Below are 21,678 nucleotides of genomic sequence, written 5' to 3' on the forward strand. Positions count from 1 at the left end.
CGATGTGTTTATGCGCCCAGCATGAGCGCCAGTGCTATCAGAGAACCGAAGCCTATCCCGAAGCCTGCAGCCGCCTTGCCTACTTTACGTTTGTGCGCCTGCTTTTTAAAGGCATCACGGTAAACGGGCTCTTTCATTAGTTGATAATTCGGGTGGAACATGTTGTCCACGTTAGGCGGAATGGCGGCTGTTACGATGCCCGCCACTAACCCGACAGGAGGAAGCAAAAAGGTGGCACCGGCAGTACCCCAAAGTGGCCCCTGTCCTTTGTAATACAGCAGTGCATCGTGTCGGCCCTGGTACATGAGTTCTTCCTGGGTATAGGTACGCGAGGCCGATGCGCCTGCAGGTATAGCGGAAGCCGAGGCATACTCGTCGTTGCTTTGCGGCAATTGGCTGAGCTGTTGCTGCGAGGGCTGGGTTGCAAACTGCATAGAAGCCACATCGCCCCGGAGCACAAAACGCATAGGGCCTTTCTCTTCGCTCAGCATGCGGTAATGGATGGTGTCTTCCCCCACTTTCACAATCTTCCCGATTAACTCTTCACCGCTCTTCTTAACGATCAGATCCTGGCTGTAACCAAGTGTAGCGGTCAGTACAAAAAATACGCTAAGTACCGCTCTTTTCCATGTCATGAGGTGCATCATCCTGCTCTGGTAATTTAAGTTTTGTTTATTTTCAGTCTTGGTTTAGGAAGATACAAAGACTATTCCATTTATTATGGAATCACTATATTTTATTTTTCACGTAAAAAATTTCCCCGGCAGGGTATAGTTATCTGGCGTATAAAGCCGGAATGGCACAAACTTCCCGGCTGCGCACTCCCGAGATTTGCAAAGGAAGCCGGCAGCCTATACCTTTATACTATGAGCGAACCACGTAAAAAATTATTCCTGCTTGATGCGATGGCCCTGATCTACCGGGCGCACTTTGCCTTCAGCAAAAACCCACGCATCAACTCCAAAGGCATGAACACCGGGGCGGCACTTGGGTTTACCAATACCCTGGTAGAGGTGCTTCAGAAAGAGCGGCCCACGCACATCGGCGTCGCTTTCGACTCAGCGGCCAAGACCTTCCGCCACGACAATTTTGCCGCCTACAAGGCCAACCGACAGGCCATGCCCGAAGATATTTCGCTGGCTATACCTTACTGCAAGAAGATTGTAGAGGCCTTTAACATACCGGTGCTCATCATGGACGGCTACGAGGCCGACGACATCATCGGCACGCTGGCCTGCCGCGCCGAGAAGGATAACTTTGACGTGTACATGATGACGCCCGACAAAGACTACTGCCAGCTGGTGACCGAGCATGTGTTCCTGTACAAGCCTGCCTTCCTGGGCAATGCTGTGGAGGTATGGGACGTAGCGCGGGTGCTGGAGAAGTTCGAGATTGAGCGCGTAGAGCAGGTGATCGACATACTCGGCCTGCAGGGCGACGCCGTGGATAACATACCCGGTATTCCGGGCATCGGCGAGAAAACCGCCAAGGCCCTGATTCAGCGCTTCGGCTCTGTGGAAAACCTGATCGCCAATGCTGATCAGCTCAAAGGCAAACAGAAAGAAAACATCGTGAACTTTGCCGACCAGGGCATCATGTCCAAAGAGCTGGCCACCATACATTGCGACGTGCCGGTGCCCTTCAGCGCCGAGGCTTTGCACTACGACGGACCCAACGAAGAACAACTGGCCGAACTGTTCGCTGAGCTGGAGTTCCGTCAGTTGATGCAGCGTGTGCTGGGCATTGCGATGGCCGATGCACCGGTAGCAAAAACCACTGCCAGACGCGCCAAGCCAACTAACCAGCAGCAGACCTCCCTTTTCGATACAGCTGCCGCTACCGCCATTGCCGAAGTTGAAGATGAAGCAGGTATAGCCACCGAACATGTGCCGTTTGCGCGTTTCAACAATACGGTGCAGGACTACCACCTAATCGACACGCCGGCCCTGCGCCAAAGCCTGATCCGCTACCTACAGAAGCAGCAGGAGATCTCCTTCGATACCGAGACCAGCAGCATCGACCCGATCACCGCCAAGCTGGTGGGCATGTCGTTCAGCTACTTGCCGGGTGAGGCCTATTATGTGCCCGTGCCACCCGACAATGAGGAAGAGGCCATGCGCATCACCGCCGAGTTTAAGGATGTGCTCGAGAACCCGAACATTGCCAAGATCGGCCAGAACATCAAGTACGATATCCTGGTGCTGAAGAACTACGGCATCGAGGTGAGCGGCCCGCTGTTTGACACCATGCTGGCGCACTATCTGCTGGAGCCCGAGATGCGCCACAACATGGATGTGCTGGCCGAGACCTACCTCAACTACAGTCCTATCCCTATCACCGACCTGATCGGCCCGAGAGGCAAGAACCAGATCACGATGGCCGACCTGAAGCCGGAAGAGGTGAAAGACTATGCCTGCGAAGATGCCGATGTCACATTACGACTAAAGCACTACTTTGAGCCGCTGCTGCAGGAGCAGGGTTTGATGAAGCTGTTCAACGAAGTGGAAAACCCGCTGGTGCAGGTGCTGGCAGGTATAGAGAAAGAAGGTATCTCGATCGATGCTAATGCGCTGGCCGACATTTCGCTGCTACTCGAGCAGGAGATCAAAGGGATTGAGACCCGCATTTTCGAACTGGCCGACACGGAGTTCAACATCGGTTCACCGAAGCAGCTTGGAGAAGTGCTCTTCGACAGAATGGGACTGCACGGCAAAGCCAAGATCAAGAAAACCAAGACCGGCCAGTATGCCACCGGAGAGGAGATCTTGTCGAAACTGTCCGGTGAGCACGAGATCGTGCGCCTGATCCTGGACCACCGGGAGCTTTCCAAACTCAAGTCAACGTACGTGGATGCGCTGCCGCAGCTGGTTTGCGCGCTCGACAACCGCGTGCATACCTCCTTTAACCAGGCCGTGACCGCGACGGGCCGCCTGAGCTCGACCAACCCGAACCTGCAGAACATCCCGATCCGAACCGAGCGGGGCCGTGAGATCCGCAAGGCCTTTGTGCCACGCAACAGCAAACACCTGATCATCTCGGCGGACTACTCCCAGATCGAACTGCGCATCATGGCCGACTTCAGCGGAGACCCGACCATGAAAGAAGCCTTCCGAAACGGACTCGATATTCACGCCTCCACAGCCAGCAAGGTGTTCCACGTACCGCTCGACCAGGTGGATAGCGAGATGCGCCGCAAAGCCAAGACGATCAACTTCGGTATCATCTATGGTATTTCGGCTTTCGGCCTTTCCGAGCGCCTGGGTATACCGCGCCGCGAAGCCGCCGACATCATCGAGGCTTACTTCCAGGAGTTCCCGGCCGTGAAGGAGTATATGGACAGCGCCATTGAGAAAGCGCGCGAGCAGGAGTATGTGGAGACCCTGCTGGGCCGCCGCCGCTACCTCCGCGACATCAACTCGCGCAACGCTACCGTGCGCGGCTTTGCCGAGCGCAACGCCGTCAACGCCCCGATCCAGGGCACTGCCGCCGACATCATCAAGATCGCGATGATCAACATACACGAGTACCTGCGCCATGAGAACCTGAACACCCGCATGATCCTCCAGGTACATGACGAACTCCTCTTTGATGCGCCTAAAGAAGAGGTGGACATTGTGACGCCGAAGATCGTGGAGCTCATGACCAACGCCCTGCCGCTGAGCGTGCCGATGGAAGTTGGCTTAGGCGTAGGCAAAAACTGGCTGGAAGCACACTAAGGTATAGCTGGCTTATACCTGTTGCTATACCTTATAAAAACAGAAAGGCGCCTTCCGATGCGGAGGGCGCCTTTCTTGGTTTGAGTGCACGGAAACCTCAGGAAATTAAGGTAGTGCTACAGTCTTATACTGTGTCTCGTCTACTTTAGGAATTCTAGCACCGTATTTTGTATTAATCACATTAATGAACTCATTGGCTACGAGCGCGGCTCCTCTAGGAGTGAAGTGAATACCATCGAGGCTGAAAATATTACCTGTCACGAAAGCTGAGTTATAAGCTACACCATTCTGAGCGAAGCCAGTAGACAGTCTAGATAGATATGCGTTGAAGTCGCCGTGTGCTAGGCCTTTAGCATCTGCAACTGCTTTGATTGACGCATTGTAGCTGTTCGTATGGTCTTTGATAATTGCCAGCTCAGCCTCAGACAGCACCAACTGATCAGGAAGCGGAGTGCTAGAGCCACCACCTTGACATTTAATAAAGTCTGACGCAGGCAGCAGAATCAACTCATTAGGTGTTGCCTTACGTGGAATGCCATCCTCGAGTACTACCAAGGCATTTGCACCAGCTTGGAAAGTAAGATGGCCAAGACCTTTTGCTGCATATCCAGCAGTAAGTTGCGCTGCCTGCTCTGCTGATAAAACAAGCGCGTTATAAGGAATAGTTGTAAAGAAAGGAATTTTTGTCACATCAGGAATATTCCCTAAAGCACCTTTGGCACCTTTGCTGGTAAGCTGATTTACTATACCGGCTATGTAAGCCGTAAACATATCCTTGTTTGTTGGATAGTCAGAGCTAGTTGGTGATGGAGTACCGCCAGCAAGTGCATACCCAAGCACGTCATTATTGCCAATCCACAAAGTGAAAAAGGTTGGATTCTGAGCCATCGCATCAGCTACCACGCTTGTGTTAGGAGATGATGCAAAGCGGGCGAAGAATGGGTTAGCTGTTGCTGGCTGCGTCATTAACCCTGCTGGATTGCCGTATCCAGGCGCTAATAAGTGGAATGACTTTGCACCTGGTACACCTAAGTTGTTATAGGGCCCCTGAACGGTTGGTGCTAACTGACCTAAAAAAGCCGGAGTAAGCGCAGCCGCATTTCCCGCTTCAACTGGCGCCAAACCAACGTCTCCTCTGCAATCAGGCTGTATACGCAACACCCTTTTTTGTGGCACCTCCACAATGCTAGGGTTTGATGGATTTGATCTAGGACTTCCAGCACTCACACCTTCCGGCATTAAAGGCTGTCTGAAATCAGAATTACCTCCTACTTGCTCGAATTGCTTGGCAAGGATAGCTGGGTAAGACGCCTGCTGTCCTTCACGGTAAAGCGCCCCGTCGGCAAAACCTGCTGTCAGGGAGTTTCCTAGCGCCACATAAGTACTAAAATCTGCCTCGCCCGAGCTAGCCGCAGGGGCATCAATCTCCGGATCGCAGCTTGTCAGGAACATACCGGCCATCAGGGCCAGTACACTCGATTTATAGAAAAACTTTTTCATATACTTTGCTAAAGAAAATTAGAATTTGAAGTTCAGGCCGATACCAGGGATATAGGCGACAGATTTAAAAGTACCCGGAACACCGTTTGACAGGTTAGCTGCATCCGTTCTCTCTTTTTTGTTAATGTACAGGAAAGAAGCGTCGATGCTGAAGTTCTCAGAAACGGAGTAGCCTATACCTGCAGAAAGACCGCGTGAGTCTGAATCCGGCGTCTCTGGCGTCAGGTAGCCGTCCTGCACAGGCGTTTTGTCGAGGTAGGCGCCGGCACGGAGGGCGAGGGCGTCTGTTGCCATGTACTCACCACCAATGCGGTAGATGAAAGCGTTGTCGTAGTTTCTGGCGCTCTCAGACACAAGTCCCTCAGGAGCCGGACGTCCAACAGGCTGGCTAAAGTCAAAGCGCAGTTTCTCGTAAGCGTCCCAGCCTACATGGCTCACGTCAGCAGCCAGCGTCAGGCGCTCGTTTGGCTTAAAACCTATACCTACCGAAAGGGTGGAAGGCATTGGCAGTTCCGCATTGAAGGTCGTGCCTTCTGGGAAGGTAGCACTGGCAGCAGCCGGAATGTTGCTGAACATCACATCGCCGCCTTCTACTTTCAGGTCTACTCTGGAGCGGTAGTTCACACCGATAGAGAGTTTCTCTGTTGCCTGGAAGAAGATACCTGCGTTAAAGCCAAATGCCGATTCAGCGCCGCCATCCAGTTCGATACTGCCTTCAGTGCCGTCCTGGTTTTGCACAGGCAGTGAACGCTGCAGGTTTACGCTTCCGACTACATAAGAAAGACCTATACCTATACCCAGCTTGTCGGTAATGGCGTAGCTAACGGTAGGCTGTATATAAATGGCCTGCAGTTTCAGCTGGTTCAGCCCATAACGGCCGCTCCACTCGTTGCCCCACTCCACGGTGCTGCCAAACGGGGTATACACCCCCAGGCCGGCAGAGAATTTCTCGTTTATGTTATACACGCCATACACCTGGAAAGGAGTTCCCAGTGGGTTATCCGTACGAGCCGTAACTCCTCCGGACTCAGGAGCAGAATGGGCAATTTTGGAGACAAGCGCACTACCGCCTATCGTCACGCCACTGTAGCCTAAATGGCTCATGGCACCCGGGTTGAAGAAAATGCTGGACGTGCCTGTCACTAGACCCGTACCCGTATGGCCCATACCGATCTGGCGCTGGCCAGCCAGGTTCACCTGGTATCCTCCGGCCATAGCTGTACCCGAAATCAGGGCGCTACCTAATAAGGCTAAGATTTTGCTTTTCATAAAATGCGACTTGTTTAAATGAAGGGTGTTAATAAGGTTAAACAAATATATAAAACATTCATACTTAAAAAGCGCTTGCCGCTCCTTTTTTCAAATAATATCTGACTTTAGTCGAAAAACGCCCGCCCATACCCCATACTGTGCCTTTAAAGGGCTATCATGGCATTTTTCCCTCAGCCGCCCCACCTCCCGCAGGCAATCTACGTTTACATACTCTCAACAGAATAAACCCATGAAGGAAATATATGACGTGATCATCATCGGAGGCGGCCCTGCGGGGCTTAACGCCGCCATGATACTGGGCAGGTCCCGACGCAAGGTACTTTTATTTGACAGTGGCGAACCCCGCAACCGTTGGTCCAGGAGCATGAACGGCTTCCTGTCGAGCGACGGCGTGAACCCTGGCGATTTTATCCGAAAAGGACGTGAGGAACTTAAAAAATACAGCATCCAGGTAATAGACCACCCAGTGACCGACGCCACATACAGCAAAGGCACCTATGTGGTAGAGTCCAACGAAGGGCACGTATACCACTCCCGCAAGCTGCTTCTGGCGACAGGCCTGAAGGACACGCTGCCGGAGGTGGAAGGTATAGAAGAGCTCTATGGCAAAAGCGTGCACCACTGCCCTTACTGCGACGGCTGGGAGAGTCGCGACAAAGCCATTGCCGTGTACGGCAAGGATCGTTCAGGTATAGGACAGGCCCTGGCCATGAAAAACTGGAGCGACGACGTGACCCTCTATACGGACGGCACCCGGAAGCTTAACAACAAGGACATGGAGCTGCTAGATCTGAACGGGGTGAAGGTATGCACCGATGCCATCGCCCGTGTGGAGGGAGAGGATGGCATGCTGCAGCATATCGTTTTGCGAAACGGGGAATTAAGACCGCAGGAGGCACTTTTCTTCTCAGGAGAAACCAGGCAACAGTCAGATATCGGCGAGCAGCTGGGATGTGAGTTTACCGGTAAGGGCGTGATCAAGACGCGGCGCCTGCAGCAGGCCAACATACCGGGTCTCTATGTGGCTGGTGATGCAGCCCGCGACATGCAGCTCGTGATTGTGGCGGCAGCAGAAGGTGCCAAGGCCGGGGTGGCCATCAACATGGAGTTGCAGCAGGAAGACAGGGAGAATCCTTAGACCAAGCTGGCAGTAGCATCGCTGGCCTCCTGAGCGGGGCTGGGCAGATGCTGCTCCACTGGCTGGAACAGGTGCTCCTCCAGGCAGTAACGGTAGCCCTCCACGAGCATGTGCATGATCAGGTGCTCCACGGCAATGGGCTGGTTCTCGGACACCTGCCTGGTGTTGGTGAACCGGATCTTGCTGGCATCGATGATCGTCACGACTCCTGTCCCGAACACCTCTATTTTATTTCCCTCTTTAATGATGATGCCGGTTTCTTCGCTCAGACCAACACCGACGTAGGCCGGGTCGTGCGCCACGGCGTGGGCCAGTCGCCCGAAGCGGCCGCGCTCCACAAAGTGCGTGTCGATGTACAGATGGCTGACAAACCCAAAGCCGATGGTGGTTTTCATCTCCCCTTTGATAAGCGAGTAGTGGCCGTAGCCGTCGTAGATCATACGATCTGACATGATGGCGGCGCCTGCACTGGTGCCCGCAATGATGATGGGTTCCTCGTGGTAGCGGCGGCGCATGATCTCCAGAAGCTGCGTGCCGTTCAGGAACTCAGTCAGGCGAACCTGATCGCCTCCCGTAAAGAAAATCACATCGGCCTGCTGAATGCGGCTAATGTACTCAGCCTGGTCCGCCGCATGGTTTTCATCGATCAGCATGAACTGCACTTTGTTGCAGCCCAGTTCTTCAAAAGCCTCCTTGTAAGCCAAGCCGGATTCCTGCGGCTCGGTAGCCGCCGTGGCGATCACTTCTATATTGGCATGCACCGGGCATATCTCAGACCTGATCAGCTTGATAAGATCATCATCATACCCTCCTCCGAGCGCTATTAAGGTTCCTTTGTACATGGGTATTACAGATTAGGTAGAAAGTTGCGCTCACCATACAGTAAGCGGCTGTATACTTTACAATTAAGTATCCGAAAAGATTTAAAACAGCGCGTAAATCCGCTTTTGCTATGTTCATTTTCGAACAAACACCTGTACGCTATTGGACGACTTTGGTAGACGGAACAGCGGTTTAAATTCACAATCTACTGATTTACAGCAACTTGAATCACTGGCACATAAAATGTAATATGCTCATCATAAATAAAAAAAATTTTAGAAGCACCAAGCAACCTTTTACCCTACTCTACTATCTATTAAGTACTTAGAACCTAAAACTCAAAAACTTTTAAATCCTTACAATTATGAAAATCATCATCTTATTGATCGCCCTGGTACTTGGCTTCGGAGCCACCTGCAAAAAGACAGCAGACGACATTAAAGTAGCCGCCGCCAAGCACAAACTGCACCTGGAGCAAAGAGAACTCCGCAGCTACCCTAACCTGTTGCCAGAAGTGCTGATCGTAGCACCAAAGGCCTGACACCCTGAGCACGTACAACCCTTTTACACATCATCCTAAAACTAAATCACTATGAAAATCCTGATTCTATTGTTCGGACTAACAGCAGCTCTTGGCACTGCAGGCAAGAAAACCGCTAGCGATGTAAAAGAGATCAAGCACCGCCAGGAAATGAGAGAGCTGGAGCGCTACCCCAACCTTCTCCCTGAAGTAGTCATTACCATCTCGCGTGACTCCCTGATGAAGTAGCATACCTGATTTTACCGATTCTTTAACCCCGCCATTAGTACCAAATAAAACCATGAAAATCATCATTCTTTTATTAGCGTTGGTAGCCTCGTTTGGCTTTGCCTTGAAAAAAACCATTGACGAGCGTGTGTTGTTGGCGGAGCACCTGCAGCAGGAGCGCGTTACCTTGCTGTACAGCACCCAAAACCCTGCATCCCAGCCTGTGGCCATGCTGTAGCAAGCCGCCTTACCAAGGGCCAAATGCTAGCTGTAACATGACCTATACCCCGGCCCAACACTTCTCCAGGTTCTATCTACCTACCAATATCACGCTCACTGCTAAGCTGAGCGACCACAAAGACACTGCCCTTATAACAACAATCGCCCGGCCTGCATGGGGCCGGGCGATTGCTGCTAGTTTTCTTTTTTCTTGAATATCTTGTTGAGGTCGATGCGCTTCTCAGGCTCTGGCTCCGGAACGGGCTCCTCCTCTTTGCCGAATGGCCATACCTTCTTCTTCGGTGGCTCCGGTTCTTTCTTTTTGCCAAACGGCCAGCCCGATTTTTCTTCCTCAACTTCTTGCTTGCCAAAAGGCCAGATGCTCTTCTTCTCTTTCTTCTCCGGCACAATTACGTAGCGTATCGAGATGCCCGTGGCCAGGTTCACCCAGTCCTCGTGGTTGAAGTGCAGCGCCGGCTTCACGTCAGCGGAGAGCAGAAAAGGCAGTCCGTTAACTTTATACTCCACCCCCACAATCGCATCCAAACCCGTAAACACGCCCTGGTCTTTGAGGTTGCCGATGTGCCCGCCGCCGCCCAGGTAGTAGTTGAAGCGCTTGCCCAGCATGGGCCAGTGCCGCTGGTAGAGCACCGTGCCGCTGTACTCCCGCGAGCCGACCAGGGCTATACCTTCGAGGGTGCTTTTCTCCGCGACCCGCTGTTGCAGGGTGGCCCCAAACTGGTCGCCACCCAGGCGTATTCCTGCCGCTGTTCTGTATTTCTGCGCCTGGCTGGCCGTAGCCGCCCCCGCCACCAATAGCATCGTAATAAAAATCTTCTTCATGTGTTGTCTTCGGAGTCTGCCTCCTGCCGCTGCAAATATCTTACCTATTCTGCAGAAAAGAACCAAACTGCCCAGCCTTAGCGCTATCTTTTTTGAGAGATGATGCAGCAAGGTATAGCGGACAGTCTTATCGGAACGTATGGTGAGAGCGGCTTGGTATACCTGTGCTAAAAGAAAGGCGCTATACCTGAAGAGCTGCCTCTAAAGATTTACTGAAAGACTAGCCTGTGAAATGAGCAATCGACTCTATACCCAGTAGTCGTTTTTGAGAATTTAAACGGTCTGCGAATCAAAACGCGGAGCCCAACTGCCCCTCCTATACCTTAGTAATCGCTTTTGAAACCGCCGCGGCTGGCTTTTTTGTCGGATTGGCGGCGCTTGCCTTCGAGGCGTTTGCGCACCGAGGCGCGGGTGGGTTTGGTGGCTTTGCGTTTTTTCTGGCGGGTAAGCGCCTGCCGGAGCAGCTCGTAAAAGCGCTCGATGCACTGCTCCTTGTTTTGCAGCTGGCTGCGCTCCGCCTGGCAAACCACCTGCAGGAAACCTTCGCTGTTGATGCGGTTTCCCAGCTTTTCCTGCACCAGCGCTTTCTCTTCGTCTGTCAGCAGTTGCGAATCTGCCACATGGAAACGCAGCTCGACCTTGCTGGCCACTTTGTTTACGTTCTGCCCACCTGCCCCGCCGCTCCGCGAAGCCTGAAAACTCAACTCCCGCTCAAAATCACGTTCTCTTATATCTGCCATATCGTTGCTATACCTTCCGAAACAAACTTGTAACCGCCTTTTTATTCCTGTTCACTAATAATTTCAGGCCAGTACGCGTCTTTTCATGTTTTTATGCGTCTTTTGTGAAATTTTTGATAATCCTATACCTTTTCTATGAAAAAGTTACGCTTTGCCTGTCTGCTGCTCATACTTTTTGCGCTTCCGCAACTCTCGCAGGCCGTCAACAAATCCTTTTACTTCACCACCTCCGACGGCGTGCAATTGTATGTGCGCATGGCCGGAGAAGGCAAGCCCTGCCTCTTCATCCACGGTGGGCCCGGCTCCTGGACCAAGTATTTCTACGCCCTGGGCGGCGACGTGGTGGAGCAGGACATGACCATGATCTACGTAGACCAGCGCGGCTGCGGTCGCTCTTCCAGTTCCGAAACCAAGGATTACTCACTGGCCCGCGTGGTGCAGGACTTTGAGGAACTGCGCCAGCACCTGGGATACGACAGGTGGATGCTCATGCCGCACTCTTTTGGCGGCACCATCGCCACTGAGTATGCCTACCAGCACCCGAAGCGTGTCAGCGCAGCCATCTTCGTCAACTCCACGCTATACCTGAACGATGCGCTGGAGAGTTATGTCAAAAATGGTGCACGCCTGCTGGGCAAGCCGGAGTCAGAATTCCGCAAAACGGCCGGCTCCATTGGCGAAGCGCTCAACGGCGTGGCCTCGCAACTTAACCAACAGGGGTTGATGTACAAAATGATGTACCCCAAGAAGGAGATGTTCGACCAGATGAACGCCTTGATGGACACCACCATCAACTGGGATTTCGGCAGCAAGGTATGGGACTTCCCTGAATATGCGCAGGACTTCACCATAAAAAGTGCCTCGCTCAAAATGCCAGTGCTCGTTATCTCGGGCAACAACGACCTGTCGGTAGGACCTGAGCATTACAAACTGTTCAAGTTCAGGAATGCCACCTACCGCCCGATGGACACCGGCCACTGCCCTTATCAGGAACAAACGGCGCTCTTTCACCGGCATGTAAAAAATTTCCTGGCGAAGGTAAAGTAAACGCATTGCTTAACCAGGAAAAGGAGCTGGCCTGTCCGAAGGTCAGCTCCTTTTTTGTGCCTGCCGCTCCTTCCGAAACCAAAGTGCAAAGCGTCGCCGTATGCCTTACTACTTAAAACCAAGCGGCTATACCTATGAAGCAACAAGACAACACACTCCGCATCGGCTACCACGCCTCGCACGAACAGTTTAAACCAAGCGAACTCCTCCGGTTTGTGCAAGAGGCCGAGCAGGCGGGTTTTAACGCCGCCATGTCTTCGGACCACTTCGCACCCTGGAGCCTCGACCAAGGCGAGAGCGGCTTTGCGTGGTCCTGGCTCGGGGCGGCTATGCAGGCCACCAAGTTGCCTTTCGGCATCGTCAACGCGCCTGGGCAGCGCTATCACCCGGCCATCATCGCGCAGGCTGCTGCTACACTGGCCGAGATGTTTCCGGAACGCTTTTGGGTCGCCATGGGCAGCGGACAGTACATCAATGAACAGATCACAGGCGAGCACTGGCCTGTCAAACAGGACCGCAACGACCGCCTCAAAGAGTGTGTCGACATCATCCGGGCGCTCTGGAACGGCGAAACCGTGACGCACCATGGCCTGGTAACGGTGGAAGAAGCCAAACTCTGGACCCGTGCCAAGGTAGCGCCCAAGATCATAGGAGCCGCCATTACCGAAGAAACAGCCGAATGGGTGGGCGGCTGGGCTGATGGCATGATCACTGTTTCGAAGCCACCGAAGGAACTCAAGAAAATGGTAGAGGCTTTCCACAGAGGCGGGGGCGAGGGCAAACCAATGTACCTGAAAGTGCAGCTGTCTTACGACAAGGACGAGAAAAAGGCGCTGCAGGGAGCCCATGAACAGTGGCGTTCCAACATCTTCCCGAGTGCCGTACTCTCCGACCTGCGCACGGCCAAACAACTCGAACAAGCGGCTATGTTTGTGCGCGAAGAAGACCTGCGCGAGCACGTGCGCATCTCCTCCGACCCGAACCAGCACGTGGAGTGGCTGCAGCAGGACCTCGACCTAGGCTTCAGTCAGCTGATTCTGCACAACGTCAACCTGGAGCAGGAGCGCTTTATCGAGGTGTTTGGTGACAAGGTGGTACCACAGCTTTTGGGCTAAGGTATAGCGCTACAACAAAGCCCCTCAGGCTGCTAACCTATACTTTATAAGCACGTTACAGGTATAACACGACTTGTAGAGACGCCCTATGAAATGGTCCCTTAACCTTGGCAGAATAGCGGGCATCAAGATTCTGATGCACTGGACATTCCTGATCCTGATCGGCTGGATCGTGTTTTCGGAAATGCAGCGCGGCTCCGACCTGGCTACCACCCTCCTGTCGGTTGCCTTTGTGCTGACCATTTTCCTGTGCGTGGTGCTGCACGAACTGGGCCATGCCCTCATGGCGAAACGCTATGGCGTGAACACCAAGATGATTACCCTATTGCCGATCGGCGGCGTGGCTAGCCTGGAGCGCATACCTGAAAATCCGAAAAAAGAGCTCATGATTGCCGTCGCCGGCCCTGCTGTGAATGTAGTAATCGCCTTCGTGCTTTGGGTCATTCTTCCTCCTTTGCGCGAGCTACCGGACGAATCGTTTTTCAGCCGCATTACGCCGGCTAACTTTCTATACCTGTTGTTTTTCGTGAACATGATGCTCGTCGTCTTCAACGCTATACCTGCCTTCCCGATGGATGGCGGGCGTGTGCTGCGGGCGCTCCTGGCCTTCAAATTGGGGCGTGTGCGGGCCACCCAGATAGCGGCCAACCTAGGCCAGATGTTGGCCATTTTCTTTATGTTCATCGGCTTTTTCTACAACCCTTTCCTGATCCTGATCGGCATCTTCGTGTTTTTTGGCGCCTGGTCTGAGAACATCGTGGTGCAGCACATCGAATTCTTGCGTGGCCACCTGGTGCGCGAAGGTATGATGACCAACTTCGTGACACTGGCACCTTCCGAAACGGTTCGTGATGCCCTCGGCAAACTCCTCAAAGGATCGGAACACGACTTTGTGGTGGAGCAGGATGGAGAGGTAATGGGCACGCTCACGCGCATGCAACTGATTCAGGCTGTAAAGGAGGAGAAGACCGAAAGCCCGGTGTCGGATATCATGACGCAGGAGGTAAAGGCTTTTAACGTGCAGGACAAACTGGCCGAGGCCTATACCGAACTACAGAAGACAAAAGCGCCCCTTTTCCCAGTGCTCGAAAACGGGCGGCTAGCAGGTGTGATCAACTCCGACAACATCAACGAGTTTATCCTGATAAAGTCAGCGCTAGCACATTAGCGCTCAAAACTGCTGCTCCCAGATGAAAGCTATACCTGACTTACTTCACCCGACACACAATTTTATTATATTTGGCAGTAAACCGGGCATACCACGGCGCATCCTTTTCCGTAATAGTACGTTATGGCCGCTTTGCAATGCCACATTCTAATTTTATCGACAGCTAAACTGACAATCCGCACCAGTCTATGACCACCATACTCCTAACACCTGACCGCCTGGGGTCGCGAAGCGCTGCCATGTTGTTGGCACTCCTTCTTTCGGTGATTTCCTTTGCAGCACGTGCCTCCGAAGACCTACATATGGTGCCTGTTTCGCTTGAGGAGCGCATCAAAGCAGCTGATCTAATTGTTGAAGGCGAAGTGGTGACCCAGCGCTCGTTCTGGGATGCCCGAAAGGAGCTTATTTACACTGCGCATACCGTCCGGCTTTTCAAGGTATTCAAGGGAGAGCTGAAGGAACGTCAGGTGGAGGTGATCACGGATGGTGGCACGGTAGGACTGGCGATGCACACGGTGTCGTCGGCTTTGCAGCTGAGAAGAGGTCAGCAGGGCCTGTTTTTCCTGACCAGGGGCGCGCCTGCAGGTATAGCAGCCAGCGCCGCTTCTGTCTTCACCAGACCATACGCCAGCCGGCAGGGTTTTGTGCGCTACGACGTGGAGCGGGGCACAGCGGCCGATCCGTTTAACCAATACAAATCGGTGCAGGAGGTATACCAAACTGTGACGGCGCGCATGGGGCAGCAATACAAAACAGTGATAGCGAACGATAGGCTGGAGTCAGGTATAAAGGCCCAATTGAAGCAAGAGAGCACCCAGGCTACGCAGGCTCCGACCGTCATCGGCATTAGCCCTACGCGCACCAGCGCCGGCACAGGAGCGGTGCTCACCATAACCGGCACAGGCTTCGGCAGCACCCGCGGAAAAGGATTTGTGGAGTTCCCCAACGCCGATGATGGCGGCACTACCCTGGTACGCCCCTACGCTTCTGACTACGTGTCTTGGAGCAATAACCAGATCAAAGTAATGGTACCTTCCTATACCGAAACGGGTGGCACAGCCGGAACAGGACGCGTAAAGGTAACAGCCGATGACGGGACTTCAGGCACGAGTGCCGGGACGCTCATCATTGAATTCGCTTACTCCAACGTAGTAGCCGAGGGTGGCAACACACCATTTCAGCCTGCCCTGATTGATGCCAACCAGAAAGGCGGCTATACCATACAGTTCGCACCCAGTCTGCAGAGCAGAGCTGCTGCGCAGGAGGGCTTCAGACGCGCCGTGAACAATTGGGTGTGCACCACGAACGTAAACTGGGTGGTTGGAGCCACCACCACATCGGAGAGCTCAGCCGACGACGGCCGCAGCGTTATTCGCTTTGCGCCCTCATCCGTGACAGGCCAGAGTGTGCTGGCCCGCACTATCAGTAAGTACAGGGGCTGCGTATCTATTGATGGAGCACGCCGCGACACGGTCTTCTGGCTCACCGAGTTCGACATGGAGATAAACAGCAACATCACCTGGCAGTATGGTCCGGGAGGCCCAACCACCAATCAGTTCGATTTTGAAACCGTGATCCTGCACGAGTTGGGGCACGCGCACCAGCTTGGCCATGTTATTCTGCCCAATACCCTGATGCACTACAATATTGGCCGCCAAAAGCAGATCCGTGACCTGACGCCGCCTGACATAGCCGGGGCCAACCTGGTGCTGAGCCGTAGCCTGGGCCCGCTGGCCTGTGGTGGTCGCTCACCTATGACACCAAAGCTGGACGGCGACTGTAACCTGGCTTCTGAGGTCTTCACCTTTGACGCTTCCTTTTCGAGTGCCGGCGCCGTGAATGTGATCTGGACGACCAGCACGGAACAAGCTATAGCCCGCTTTGTGGTACAGCGCAGCCAGGATGGTCAGCAGTGGGAAGATGTAGGCGAAGTTCCTGCCTCCGGTCAGGCCCGCGACTATACCTTTACAGACAGCGATCCGCTGCCTCGTCGCAGCTATTACCGCCTGCGCGTGGTATACACAGATAACACGGAGGCTTTTTCGGCACGGGTGCAGGTACTTAACCCAAGCGACCTGCGTGTATTCAAGGTATACCCAAATCCGATCGGCCTCACCACCAATACCGATGGCACCCCTGGCGAAACCATACGCATCGAATACCTGGTGCGCAGCTCATCTGACCTGAGCATGCAGCTGTACGATTTGCAGGGCAGGCTTGTGCGCGACGTGACAGCCACGGTGACCGACGGAACGGACGTTATCGAGATCAATGTCGCTGACCTGGCATCGGGTACTTATGTGCTGCGCTGGAGCGAAGGCTCAAACAGCGGTGTCACGAAAGTGGTCAAAGTACAATAAACAGAAAAGGGAGGCTTTCGGCCTCCCTTTTCTGTTTCGCCTGGCACCTTATTCGATGTTGACACGCTTACGGTTGTTGTTATTTGCCTGCTCTTGCTTTGGCACTGTTATTTTCAGCACACCCTCTTCGTAGCGCGCCTTTATTTCTTCTGGCCTTACAGCATCCGGCAGCTTGAACGAGCGGCTGAATGAGCTGTAATTATATTCCCGGCGGGTATAGTTATCTTCTTCTGTTGTGGTATCCTGCTCTTTCTGACTGCTGATCGTCAGCATGCCCTCATCTATGTCTACCGCGAAATCATCTTTCGCCATACCTGGTGCCGCCAACTCTATGGTGTACTCTCTTTCATTTTCGCGGATATTGGTAGCGGGCATGTTCCGCATGATCTGTCGCCCGATCTGTGCCGGCATTCGCAGCAGGTCGTTCTCAAAAAAGCGATCTACATCGCTGAAAAAATCTGTGAAGAACGACCTCGGAGCGAGGCTCTCACCTCCTGTACGTTCTTTCTTCATTGGTTTCATAGTGGTACCTCCTTTTGGTTTTGGTTAAACATACTGCGTGAACATCCTTTGCAGGATGGGAGAACTCCACTAATCTCTACGCCTTGATTTCCTTATAGTTTAACCTTGAATACAAATAAAAAAAGCGACCAGGAACAAATGAATGTTTCTGGTCGCCTTTCAGGATTAAGGTTTGTTTTCAGATGTCAGGGCATATGCTCCAGGAGCGTAAGCGTATACCCGACGCAGGGTTTTGTCAGTAGCTCGCGTGTAGTTTTCATTGCTTGGAAAGGGACAGTCTGTTTTCCATCGCTCGGAATAGGCTCGAGTAACTGTACAAATGTTGTAAAACATCGGCTGCACGCAAAGGAGACTTTATATCAAAAGGTAACTAGTACTAAACACTGGATCTGGTTGGTTTTTACTTAAAAAAACACCTTATAAGCTCACAAGAACAGTTGACCCATCTTTGAAAACGTAAAAGGTAACATCCCAAAATATATTTACTTTGTTGCAACAACGAATTATAGCGGTACCCAAGAATTTTTGACAAAAAGCTAATGGTAGTTTTATTATAGTGAGTATACTATATTTGACAAGTTAAGCGTACTGCCCTTTACATGCCCATGGCGAAGAGAAGACGAAAGTTTGTACAATGCCCTAACTGCGGCTATACCTTTGAGGAAGTGAACAACTACTGCCCCAACTGTGGACAGGAAAACCATGATCTGAACGTGCCGGTAAAGCACCTGGTAGAGGAGGCCTTTGAAAGCACCTTACACTATGACACTAAGTTCTGGCGCACGTTCAAGTACCTGATCACCCGCCCCGGTTACCTGACTGAAAAATTCAACCTGGGCCAGCGGGCTTCTTACGTTCCGCCGTTCAGGCTTTATGTGTTTGTGAGCATCTTTTTCTTTACCACGATTGCCTTGTTTGCCTCAGAGAATCTTGTGGTGAATGATGGAGAGGGTGCAATAGAAAAGCTGGAGACCACTAATCAAGATGCTGCCGCCCGGGTAATGCAGGCTGACTCCTTAGCCAGGTCACGGGTTGGCTTGGCGACCAGCGACACCTCAGCTGTCATTCTTAATGAGGAGGTAGATCATAAGTTCAGAAACTTCCTTAAAAACGAAGAACAGTCACGCCAGAAGCTACTGAAGAATATCTCCTTCATGATGTTTGTGCTCATGCCCTTTTTCGGGTTCATCCTATACCTGTTCTACCGGTCTCAGCGCCGCAATTACGTGGAGCACCTGATGTTCTCTGTTCATTTCCATACCTTTGTTTTCCTGCTGATCATGTTTGCCATACTGGTAGAGGTAGTTTTCAGCAGCTTTGACACCAATGGATGGGTGTTTCTAATCAGCATGGCCTATTTGTTTTTTGCGCTGCGCTATGTATACAAGGAATCGTACCTGCGCACGGCTGTTAAGTTGATTCCGATCGGCCTGACTTACATGGTATCATTGATCATATTATTTCTGGCTACCTTGGGCATTAGCGTGTTGTTCAGTTAATTTATACCCTATTACTACATGAACCTTTCTACCTCCTGGGAACGCTTAATCTCTAAAAAACGCTTCGAGACAACCGACAGCAAGTATAGTTCAGACGAATCGGTGCGCGGCGAGTTTCAGCGCGACTACGACCGCATCGTGTTCTCTTCCGCCTTCCGCCGCCTGCAGAACAAAACGCAGGTAATGCCGATGCCGGAGAGCGACTTTGTGCATACCCGCCTCACGCACAGCCTCGAAGCTTCGGTAGTGGGTCGGTCGCTTGGCCGCATCGTAGGCAAAAGTATACTGGAGCGCTACCCGGAATTAACAGGAGACAAAAACATACAGGAAGCTGACTTTGGTGATATGGTAGCGGCAGCCTGCCTGGCCCACGACATCGGCAACCCGCCTTTCGGACACTCCGGCGAGGATGCCATCTCGGCTTACTTTCTGAGTGAGGAGGCCCAGCCGTTCCTGACCAACCTGACGGAGGCACAAAAAGCCGATCTGCAGCGCTTCGAAGGCAATGCAGCTGGCTTCCGGGTGCTTACTTATACCTACCCGGCGCACTGCAAATTGCCCGACGGTGTAAGCCACAGTGGCCTGAGCCTGACTTTCACCACACTGGCGACTTTCACCAAATACCCAAAGGAGTCGCTGCCGGAAATAAGAGGCACCAAAAGCACCAGCGAAAAGAAATACGGTTTTTTCCAAACAGAGAAAGCCTGGTTCAACACCATCGCGCAGGAACTGGGGCTGCTTAAAAAAGGGACTGATAATCAGATATTCTATCACCGTCACCCACTTGCTTTTTTGGTAGAGGCCGCGGATGACATCTGCTACCGCATCATCGACTTTGAAGACGGTCTTAAGCTCGGACTGGTACCGCACCAGCAAGGTATAGCGCTGTTGCGCCAGATCCTGAACGATGCACCCGACCGCGTGTCCAGCCTTACTTTTTATGATTGGCGTGAAGAGATCGGTTACCTGCGTGCCCGCATCATCGGCAAACTCATTCAGGAGACCACCCAGATTTTCCTGCAACACGAGGAGGCGATTCTGGCAGGCACCTACGACAAACCGCTCATCAACGAGCTCAGCTGCAAACCCGTGCTCGACGAGATCAAAAGCCTTTCCATTGAGCTGATCTACCGCAATAAACCCGTGCTGGAAATAGAGGCAGCTGGCTTCGAAGTGCTCGGCGGTCTGCTGGATGCCTGCATGAAAGCCGCTTTCCGCCAGGACTCCAGACACCACCGCAAAATAGCCGATCTCATTCCGCCCCACTACCTGCAGCTACCCGAAGGCTCCTCCGACTACGACCGTATCATCCACATCACCGACTACGTCACCAGCCTCACCGACCAGGCCGCACTCGGGTTGTACCGGAAGATAAAAGGGATAGAGTTGCCGAAGATGTATTAAGGGGTGGGTATGCAGTTCGCAGTCAAATGTGGCCTCCCAATAAGATGGACATCTAAAATCAATCCCCGATCTCCAATGTTTATCCGCTATACCTCCCCGTTAGTAGAGTGAACATAGGCATTCGGCTATTTGTGTAAAACTCTTTCAATATTTACACTAATTTTATAGGCTTTATAACATAAGTCGTGTGATAGAGCAATTCTATTCCTAAACCTTTATTCTTTTATGAAACGAAAACTTCTACTTTGCCTTGTTTGGGTTGCGTCGGGCTTTGCAGCCTTCGCCCAGACCAAGAGCAATAAGATCGAATTCACGGAGTATACGCTCCCGAACGGACTGCACGTGATTTTGCATCAGGACAAATCCACTCCTAACGTGGCAGTGTCGGTGCTATACCATGTGGGCTCCAAAAACGAAGTAAAAGGCCGCACAGGCTTTGCGCACTTCTTTGAACACCTGATGTTCGAGGGCACCGAGAACATTGAGCGTGGCCAGTACATGAACATGGTGCAGGCTGCTGGCGGCTCTCTGAATGCCAACACATCGTTTGACCGCACTTATTATTATGAGCTGTTGCCTTCTAACCAGCTGGCCCTTGGCCTGTGGATGGAAGCTGAGCGTATGGTAGGTGCCAAAGTAGACGAAGTTGGTGTGGAAACCCAGCGTAAAGTAGTGCAGGAAGAGAAGCGCATGCGCGTAGACAACCAGCCTTACGGTACTATCCTGGAGAACACTTTCGGTCTTGCCTATACCGAGCACCCGTACAAAATCACGCCGATCGGAACGTTCGAAGACCTGAACAATGCCAAAATCGAGGAATTCCGCGATTTCTATAAGACCTTCTATGTGCCAAATAACGCCACGCTTTCTATCGCCGGTGATATCAACATCGACGAGACAAAGAAGCTGATTGAGCAATATTTTGCCAAAATCCCGAAAGGAACTAAGGAAATCCCGAGACCAAACGTGGTGGAGCCTGCCCAGACCGAAGAACGTCGCAAAGTGGTGTATGACAACATTCAGCTACCAGCCGTTATTCAGGCGTACCACATTCCGGCACAAGGCACTGAAGACCATTATGCCCTGTCTATGCTGACTACGTTGCTTTCCGGCGGCCAGAGCGCCCGTATGCCAAAGGCCATTGTAGACAAGCAGCAGAAAGCCGTTGCCGCTCTTTCTATACCTTTCCCTACCGAAGATCCGGGCTTGTTCCTGACTTACGCGATCGCTAACATGGGAGTGGATGCGAAGGACCTGGAGAGCGCTGTGGACGCAGAGATCGAACTTGTGAAAAAAGAGCTGATAAGCGAGCGTGAGTTCCAGAAACTGCGCAACCAGATGGAAAGCCAGTTTGTGCAGCAGAACAGCACGGTAGCTGGTCGTGCCGAAAACCTGGCCAACTACCACGTGTACTACGGCGATGCCAACCTGATCAACAACGAGATTGACCGCTACATGAAAGTGACCAAGGAAGACATTCAGCGTGTGGCCAACAAGTACCTCACCAAAAACAACCGCGTGGTGTTGCACTACCTACCAAAGTCAGCTCAACCAAGCAATTAATT

Annotated in this window: 19 protein-coding genes; 12 read left to right on the forward strand and 7 right to left on the reverse strand. The window is 52.5% G+C overall.

The annotated features are described in order from the left end of the window. Nucleotides 1-8 precede the first annotated feature (8 nt). The gene (locus AC4QZR_RS19035; RefSeq protein ID WP_494482335.1) at nt 9-635 is read right to left on the reverse strand and encodes a hypothetical protein; all 627 of its coding nucleotides are present in this window, start codon (nt 633-635) and stop codon (nt 9-11) included. Nucleotides 636-866: 231 nt separating this feature from the next. Between AC4QZR_RS19035 and polA the strand changes: the two genes are divergently transcribed. Next, nucleotides 867-3,716, forward strand: coding sequence for a DNA polymerase I (gene polA, locus AC4QZR_RS19040; protein WP_494482336.1), 2,850 nt, complete (start codon nt 867-869; stop codon nt 3,714-3,716). 105 nt (nt 3,717-3,821) lie between these two features. Here the strand turns inward: polA and AC4QZR_RS19045 are convergent, their stop codons facing one another. Then, nucleotides 3,822-5,216: an SGNH/GDSL hydrolase family protein gene (locus AC4QZR_RS19045; protein ID WP_188500908.1), complete on the reverse strand. Its 1,395-nt coding sequence runs from the start codon at nt 5,214-5,216 to the stop codon at nt 3,822-3,824. An 18-nt stretch (nt 5,217-5,234) separates the two neighbouring features. Further along, nucleotides 5,235-6,485, reverse strand: a complete 1,251-nt coding sequence (locus AC4QZR_RS19050; RefSeq protein ID WP_494482337.1) for an OmpP1/FadL family transporter — start codon at nt 6,483-6,485, stop codon at nt 5,235-5,237. Nucleotides 6,486-6,717: 232 nt separating this feature from the next. On the opposite strand from AC4QZR_RS19050, the gene AC4QZR_RS19055 reads away from it, so the two are divergent. Beyond that, nucleotides 6,718-7,626 (forward strand): NAD(P)/FAD-dependent oxidoreductase, encoded by a 909-nt coding sequence (locus tag AC4QZR_RS19055; protein WP_494482338.1) that lies wholly within the window; start codon nt 6,718-6,720, stop codon nt 7,624-7,626. On the opposite strand, the gene AC4QZR_RS19060 is transcribed toward AC4QZR_RS19055, so the two are convergent. Continuing rightward, nucleotides 7,623-8,468, reverse strand: a complete 846-nt coding sequence (locus AC4QZR_RS19060) for a cyanophycinase (RefSeq protein ID WP_188500905.1) — start codon at nt 8,466-8,468, stop codon at nt 7,623-7,625. The genes AC4QZR_RS19055 and AC4QZR_RS19060 overlap by 4 nt on opposite strands. Before the next feature lie 344 nt (nt 8,469-8,812). Here AC4QZR_RS19060 and AC4QZR_RS19065 point away from each other — a divergent pair, with 344 nt between their 5' ends. Genes AC4QZR_RS19065 through AC4QZR_RS19075 form a run of 3 tightly spaced genes read left to right on the forward strand, consistent with a single transcriptional unit; the run spans nt 8,813 to nt 9,434 of the window. Continuing rightward, complete coding sequence (locus AC4QZR_RS19065) at nt 8,813-8,989, forward strand: hypothetical protein (protein ID WP_188500904.1); 177 nt, start codon at nt 8,813-8,815, stop codon at nt 8,987-8,989. Between the two features lie 51 nt (nt 8,990-9,040). Then, complete coding sequence (locus AC4QZR_RS19070) at nt 9,041-9,217, forward strand: hypothetical protein (protein ID WP_188500903.1); 177 nt, start codon at nt 9,041-9,043, stop codon at nt 9,215-9,217. Between the two features lie 52 nt (nt 9,218-9,269). Further along, on the forward strand, nt 9,270-9,434 hold the full coding sequence (locus tag AC4QZR_RS19075; protein WP_188500902.1) for a hypothetical protein: 165 nt from the start codon (nt 9,270-9,272) through the stop codon (nt 9,432-9,434). A 176-nt stretch (nt 9,435-9,610) separates the two neighbouring features. On the opposite strand, the gene AC4QZR_RS19080 is transcribed toward AC4QZR_RS19075, so the two are convergent. Both AC4QZR_RS19080 and arfB read right to left on the reverse strand, forming a co-directional pair. Continuing rightward, nucleotides 9,611-10,258: a hypothetical protein gene (locus tag AC4QZR_RS19080; RefSeq protein ID WP_494482339.1), complete on the reverse strand. Its 648-nt coding sequence runs from the start codon at nt 10,256-10,258 to the stop codon at nt 9,611-9,613. A gap of 323 nt (nt 10,259-10,581) precedes the next feature. Beyond that, nucleotides 10,582-10,998, reverse strand: coding sequence for an alternative ribosome rescue aminoacyl-tRNA hydrolase ArfB (gene arfB / locus AC4QZR_RS19085; protein WP_188500900.1), 417 nt, complete (start codon nt 10,996-10,998; stop codon nt 10,582-10,584). A gap of 135 nt (nt 10,999-11,133) precedes the next feature. Between arfB and AC4QZR_RS19090 the strand changes: the two genes are divergently transcribed. From AC4QZR_RS19090 to AC4QZR_RS19105, 4 genes are all read left to right on the forward strand, one after another. Continuing rightward, nucleotides 11,134-12,045, forward strand: a complete 912-nt coding sequence (locus tag AC4QZR_RS19090; protein ID WP_494482340.1) for an alpha/beta fold hydrolase — start codon at nt 11,134-11,136, stop codon at nt 12,043-12,045. Between the two features lie 134 nt (nt 12,046-12,179). Beyond that, nucleotides 12,180-13,160, forward strand: coding sequence for a TIGR03885 family FMN-dependent LLM class oxidoreductase (locus AC4QZR_RS19095; protein WP_494482341.1), 981 nt, complete (start codon nt 12,180-12,182; stop codon nt 13,158-13,160). 88 nt (nt 13,161-13,248) lie between these two features. After that, nucleotides 13,249-14,328, forward strand: coding sequence for a site-2 protease family protein (locus AC4QZR_RS19100; protein WP_253401724.1), 1,080 nt, complete (start codon nt 13,249-13,251; stop codon nt 14,326-14,328). 188 nt (nt 14,329-14,516) lie between these two features. Continuing rightward, nucleotides 14,517-16,688: a T9SS type A sorting domain-containing protein gene (locus AC4QZR_RS19105; protein WP_494482342.1), complete on the forward strand. Its 2,172-nt coding sequence runs from the start codon at nt 14,517-14,519 to the stop codon at nt 16,686-16,688. 48 nt (nt 16,689-16,736) lie between these two features. Here AC4QZR_RS19105 and AC4QZR_RS19110 read toward each other — a convergent pair whose 3' ends face one another. Beyond that, a complete protein-coding gene (locus AC4QZR_RS19110; protein WP_253401720.1) occupies nt 16,737-17,210 on the reverse strand; it encodes an Hsp20/alpha crystallin family protein in 474 nt (157 codons plus the stop codon). A 605-nt stretch (nt 17,211-17,815) separates the two neighbouring features. Between AC4QZR_RS19110 and AC4QZR_RS19115 the strand changes: the two genes are divergently transcribed. From AC4QZR_RS19115 to AC4QZR_RS19125, 3 genes are all read left to right on the forward strand, one after another. Next, a complete protein-coding gene (locus tag AC4QZR_RS19115) occupies nt 17,816-18,709 on the forward strand; it encodes a DUF3667 domain-containing protein (RefSeq protein ID WP_494482343.1) in 894 nt (297 codons plus the stop codon). 18 nt (nt 18,710-18,727) lie between these two features. After that, the gene (gene dgt / locus AC4QZR_RS19120; protein WP_494482344.1) at nt 18,728-20,113 is read left to right on the forward strand and encodes a dGTP triphosphohydrolase; all 1,386 of its coding nucleotides are present in this window, start codon (nt 18,728-18,730) and stop codon (nt 20,111-20,113) included. A 225-nt stretch (nt 20,114-20,338) separates the two neighbouring features. Next, complete coding sequence (locus tag AC4QZR_RS19125) at nt 20,339-21,676, forward strand: M16 family metallopeptidase (protein WP_494482345.1); 1,338 nt, start codon at nt 20,339-20,341, stop codon at nt 21,674-21,676. Nucleotides 21,677-21,678 lie beyond the last annotated feature (2 nt).

Source organism: Pontibacter sp. YIM B11418 (genome assembly GCF_059278805.1).

Coding starts and splice junctions, on each gene's coding strand:
- AC4QZR_RS19090 (WP_494482340.1), top strand. CDS start 11,134: ATGAAAAAGTTACGCTTTGCCTGTCTGCTGCTCATACTTTTTGCGCTT.
- AC4QZR_RS19075 (WP_188500902.1), top strand. CDS start 9,270: ATGAAAATCATCATTCTTTTATTAGCGTTGGTAGCCTCGTTTGGCTTT.
- AC4QZR_RS19035 (WP_494482335.1), bottom strand. CDS start 635: ATGACATGGAAAAGAGCGGTACTTAGCGTATTTTTTGTACTGACCGCT.
- AC4QZR_RS19100 (WP_253401724.1), top strand. CDS start 13,249: ATGAAATGGTCCCTTAACCTTGGCAGAATAGCGGGCATCAAGATTCTG.
- AC4QZR_RS19060 (WP_188500905.1), bottom strand. CDS start 8,468: ATGTACAAAGGAACCTTAATAGCGCTCGGAGGAGGGTATGATGATGAT.
- polA (WP_494482336.1), top strand. CDS start 867: ATGAGCGAACCACGTAAAAAATTATTCCTGCTTGATGCGATGGCCCTG.
- AC4QZR_RS19125 (WP_494482345.1), top strand. CDS start 20,339: ATGAAACGAAAACTTCTACTTTGCCTTGTTTGGGTTGCGTCGGGCTTT.
- AC4QZR_RS19055 (WP_494482338.1), top strand. CDS start 6,718: ATGAAGGAAATATATGACGTGATCATCATCGGAGGCGGCCCTGCGGGG.
- arfB (WP_188500900.1), bottom strand. CDS start 10,998: ATGGCAGATATAAGAGAACGTGATTTTGAGCGGGAGTTGAGTTTTCAG.
- AC4QZR_RS19065 (WP_188500904.1), top strand. CDS start 8,813: ATGAAAATCATCATCTTATTGATCGCCCTGGTACTTGGCTTCGGAGCC.
- AC4QZR_RS19095 (WP_494482341.1), top strand. CDS start 12,180: ATGAAGCAACAAGACAACACACTCCGCATCGGCTACCACGCCTCGCAC.
- AC4QZR_RS19110 (WP_253401720.1), bottom strand. CDS start 17,210: ATGAAACCAATGAAGAAAGAACGTACAGGAGGTGAGAGCCTCGCTCCG.
- AC4QZR_RS19050 (WP_494482337.1), bottom strand. CDS start 6,485: ATGAAAAGCAAAATCTTAGCCTTATTAGGTAGCGCCCTGATTTCGGGT.
- AC4QZR_RS19080 (WP_494482339.1), bottom strand. CDS start 10,258: ATGAAGAAGATTTTTATTACGATGCTATTGGTGGCGGGGGCGGCTACG.
- AC4QZR_RS19045 (WP_188500908.1), bottom strand. CDS start 5,216: ATGAAAAAGTTTTTCTATAAATCGAGTGTACTGGCCCTGATGGCCGGT.
- AC4QZR_RS19070 (WP_188500903.1), top strand. CDS start 9,041: ATGAAAATCCTGATTCTATTGTTCGGACTAACAGCAGCTCTTGGCACT.
- AC4QZR_RS19115 (WP_494482343.1), top strand. CDS start 17,816: ATGGCGAAGAGAAGACGAAAGTTTGTACAATGCCCTAACTGCGGCTAT.
- AC4QZR_RS19105 (WP_494482342.1), top strand. CDS start 14,517: ATGACCACCATACTCCTAACACCTGACCGCCTGGGGTCGCGAAGCGCT.
- dgt (WP_494482344.1), top strand. CDS start 18,728: ATGAACCTTTCTACCTCCTGGGAACGCTTAATCTCTAAAAAACGCTTC.